This window comes from Rhodovulum kholense (assembly GCF_003053725.1).
GTDB lineage: Bacteria > Pseudomonadota > Alphaproteobacteria > Rhodobacterales > Rhodobacteraceae > Rhodovulum > Rhodovulum kholense.
The window spans coordinates 1-4,002 of sequence record NZ_QAYC01000038.1; the positions used below are offsets into that span (position 1 = coordinate 1).

Annotated in this window: 5 protein-coding genes; all 5 read left to right on the forward strand. The window is 62.0% G+C overall.

Annotation, left to right across the window (positions count from 1 at the left end; genetic code table 11):
• Positions 1 to 271, forward strand: a 271-nt coding sequence (locus C8N38_RS20915; RefSeq protein ID WP_146176353.1) for a PAAR-like domain-containing protein, incomplete at its 5' end; no start/stop codon positions are given.
• 34 nt (positions 272 to 305) lie between these two features.
• Positions 306 to 812, forward strand: a complete 507-nt coding sequence (locus C8N38_RS20920; RefSeq protein ID WP_108029032.1) for a hypothetical protein — start codon at positions 306 to 308, stop codon at positions 810 to 812.
• On the forward strand, positions 787 to 1,272 hold the full coding sequence (locus tag C8N38_RS21315; RefSeq protein WP_146176354.1) for a hypothetical protein: 486 nt from the start codon (positions 787 to 789) through the stop codon (positions 1,270 to 1,272). Before C8N38_RS20920 ends, C8N38_RS21315 begins: the two co-directional genes overlap by 26 nt.
• A gap of 15 nt (positions 1,273 to 1,287) precedes the next feature.
• Positions 1,288 to 2,271, forward strand: a complete 984-nt coding sequence (locus C8N38_RS20925; protein WP_108029033.1) for a hypothetical protein — start codon at positions 1,288 to 1,290, stop codon at positions 2,269 to 2,271.
• A 6-nt stretch (positions 2,272 to 2,277) separates the two neighbouring features.
• Positions 2,278 to 3,330, forward strand: a complete 1,053-nt coding sequence (locus tag C8N38_RS20930; protein ID WP_108029034.1) for a DUF2169 family type VI secretion system accessory protein — start codon at positions 2,278 to 2,280, stop codon at positions 3,328 to 3,330.
• Positions 3,331 to 4,002: the final 672 nt, after the last annotated feature.

Genomic DNA, 4,002 nt, shown 5'->3' on the forward strand with positions numbered 1-4,002 from the left:
CACGGGCTCGATGACGACCTGCTGCACGGGCGACGAGCCGGGGACCGGCACGGGGGTGAAGTCGGGCACGGTGGGGGCGATCTGCGAGCCGAAGGGGCATTCGGGTTCTGTGCGGATCGAGGGCAAATGGGCGGTGCGCCATACCGATGAATGGTGGATGAACAAACGCAACACCGTCGGCAAGCTCACCTACGTGAAATCCACCGAGGCCTGGGGGCCCACACCCGCCGTGGAGCGGGCGCAGAACCCGAAGCTGGAGGCGCCCGAATGATGGCCGTGTGGGATTTCCTGCCTAGGGCGGATCTATGCCTGGCACGCTGACGATCGGACAGCTGATCGCGCAGGCAAGGACTGCGCCCGCGGCCTCGGTGCTGGACAACCCGCTGCTCAACCGGGTCGCGCGCCATCCGGCGATAAAGATGGCCCTGTTGCTGCAAAGCGCCAATGCCGATATCGCGACGATCCTGAACAATCCCGGTTACCGGACGATAACCGGCCTTCTGAACCACCCGGCAGCGCAACAGATCATCGCGGACAGCAACTTGCTTTACGGCCGCCAGACCGGGCTGGCGGGGCTGAAATCGCTGTTCACGCCGGGCAAATACGGCGTGAAGTTCGACTCCTCCGAATTGCTGCCGGGCCTGAGCGACGTTCTGAGCATCGCCGCAGGCCATCCGGTCGACGCGGCAGCGGTGACACCCGAAGAGGCGGCTTCAATTCTCGACGGCTATCAGGCGCGGGAGGAGGAAGAAGAAACAGCGCGCTCCGAGGTCACGGCGGGGGAACGTGCGGGTGGTGGCTGTAGGGAATAACAAGAACGGTGACGACGACCCTTGCAACTTTCACAAGCACAACGACAAGAAATGTCCCGAGGGTTACCCGTCTCATCATATCATCCAGGACATGTTCTTTAGGATCGGGGGGCGTTCGTCTTTGCTGCGTCCAAATGGGGCGCCGACCCTGGGTGACGGCATGTCGATCTGCCTTGAAAAAGACTCTCACAGGGACCTTCACGACGCGATAGATGCACGCCTTGAAAAGCTCGGTCCTACGGCGAATCTGTTCGATCTTGCGGACATAAGCGCCGATGAGCTCAAGAAGATCCTCAACGCCAAAGGGTTGAACTGTGATGATGAAATCGACGCGGTTCGCGACAAGTTCAAGAATGACCTGGGAAGCAAGGGGCGAGAATTGCTCGGCCGTTCAGCGAATAAACTCGGAAGATCGGCGGAAGATGCCTTGCGGGGAAGTTGGGGGTTGCCTCCGAAATGAGAAAAGGAAATAGTCATGAACCCGTCTAACTTCCGGAAATTCGATGCTTCGGAAGAGCCCGAGCCTCTGATCCAGCAACTTGGCTGCATTCTCTCTCCCGATCGGTATTACGCCGTCGTGCGTCCCGAAGGAGCCGAGCCCAGTGACGGCGAGGATAGGCTCCTCATTCGCGACGATGCCTTCGGTCCAGGTATCATGCAGCTTGATCTCGACATGGAATTGCCAACGGCCCTCATCAGAGGGGGGCAACTTTCCGATCCTGTCGATGCGATCATGCTTGTACGAGCGGGCTATATCCTAATGTTGCGTGACGGCTTGATGCGGGTAGAGCCAATTCCGTCTATTGCCCCTTCCGGCACGGGCGAGGAATTTTCGCGCAGCCGAGGTCAAGCCCTTGGTGCGACGATCCGGAATGGAAAATTGCTGGTTGTAGGTTCGGAAGGAATCGTCGTTCAGCGTGGCAACGACGGGGAATGGGAGGAACTCAATCGCCAACAAAAAAGAGAGGATTCCTATTTTGCGCTGAAAGGCGTGACAGCTGCAAGCGGAGGTAACGTTGTCGCCGTGGGACATCGCGACTACCGTTCCGCCTACTTATGCTCGACTGAAGCCGGGGACTGGGAGGAGCGTACGCTGCCCGGGGGGTACCTTACCGATATCGTCTCGACCGGGCCGCAGGATTACTGGATTTCCGCACGCAAGGGCGATCTGTGGCACGGCAATCCAGTCGACGGATTCGAGAACGTGACCCCGGAGGGTACAACGACTGATTTCCTGGCAATTGCCGCCTATAAGGAGCGGTTCTATCTTACCGCCGCTGGCGGCGATCTCTGGGTTTTCGGCGACGGGCGCGCGTCTCAGATTTTTCCTTTCCCTGGAGAACGACGTTTCCTGACGTATTCCTTTGACGTTCACGACGATCTTCTTTGGGTTCAAGGCCAGAACGGTTTTGGTATGTTCGATGGCGAGAGCTGGACCCGTATCAACTTGCCGTGGTGATCGGCGATGCTGCACACTAACAACACCCCCTTCGCGGCAATCGGGTTCGAGCAGTGGAAGCCCGACGGCACCCCCATGGCCTGCATCGCCGCGCGCTGCTCGTTGCTCCTTCACGAGGGCGCCGTCCACTACGCAGGCACGCAGGCCCTCGTCCTCGCAGATGAATTCGCGGGCGATCCCCATCGCGAACCGATGTTGAAGGCCGGGGACCTCGTGCCCTTTCGGCCCGGCGCCGACATCACCGTCATCGGCTCGGCCCATGCCCCCGAACCCGCGCGCGAATTCGAGGCCGCGATCCGCGTCGGCCCCCTGACGAAGCGGCTCCGCCTGACCGGCCCGCGCCACTGGGTCCATGACGGGCATTGGCGGCTGAGCGAACCGGAGGCGGTCACCGAGGTGCCACTCAGCTGGCGGCTCGCTTCGGGCGGGCGGATCGTCGGTGACCCGGACGGCGATGCCGATCCCCGAAACCCCATCGGCGCCGGTATCGTCCATCCGCTCTATACCTCTGAAAAGCTTGAGATTTCGGCGCCGCAGATCTCCAGCGCGGAACACCCGCTGAGCCTTGATCCCGCGCGCCCCGCCGATCCCGAGGGGGTCGGCCCGGTCCCGCCCTGGTGGCAGACGCGGGCGCGGCATGCGGGCACCTATGACCGCGCCTGGCAGGACACGCATCACCCCCTGCTGCCCGGCGATTTCGACTACCGTTTCTATCAGGTGGCACCGCCGGGCCTGCAGCTTGCGGGCTATCTGGCGCCTGGGATGATGGTCGAGGGCGAAGGCCTGCTGCCCGGCGCCGCGCGCTTCCGCTTCCGGCTGCCCGACCTGATGCCCTTCGCGAAGTTCTCCTTCACCGACGGGCGCGAGGTCACGGCGCGGCTCAATCTCGACGGGCTGCATCTGGATCTGCGCGAGGGCATCAAGTTCGACCTGACCTGGCGCGCCTGGATCCCGAGTTGCCCGGCCTTCTACCGGATCGACCTGGAACTGGGGCGCTGGGACGAGGTCATGGCGATGGGACTGCCGGTCCCGGGGGCCGAGGGGCTCGAGATCGCGTGATGCAGGGCGCGGCGAGGGGCTGACGGGAAGGGGCCGCATCCAAAGCTGGATGTCTGCTCCGGACGTGTCCGAGATGGGGCGTGTGAATACGAGAAGGCTGACTCCCCGTCCGAAGTTTCGGCTCCAGTCTTGTCGTTCGGAAGCGGTCATGTAAGTCCGCTTCGGGAAAGCTCGGCCGATGCTTGGGAACAGGGCCGAATGTCGGCTCCCCGCCCTTTGTGAAGGCGTTGCGAGGGGCTGACTTGGGTCGGAAATGCCTGACATTTGGGTTGCTTTTGCCTGATCCTGCATGCCCATTTGATTCAGAAAAATGGCGCCAGTGAGTCAGAGTTGCGTGACATTCGACAACCGTGTGGGCTGTCAAGCAAAGCTGACTTTCCTGTCAGATCGCTGACCCACAGGGCCGTCCTTCGGCGGTTAAGCGGCGTTGCTCAACTGAGCGTCCGATCGTAGTCTTGCGGGAGACCCGTTCCTCTTTCCCGCTTGGAAAATGCGCTTGGCCAAAAGCCTTCCAGCCCTCCCCGGTACCAGCTTCACCCCATTGCCGCTGACGGTTCCCCATGCCGCGTTCGAGCCGGCATCGTCGCTGCTGTCGCGTCTTGCGGCCAGGAATGGGGCCGGATCGGTGCAGCAATTCTGTGGCGACATCGCCTTTCCGATCGATCCGCTGTT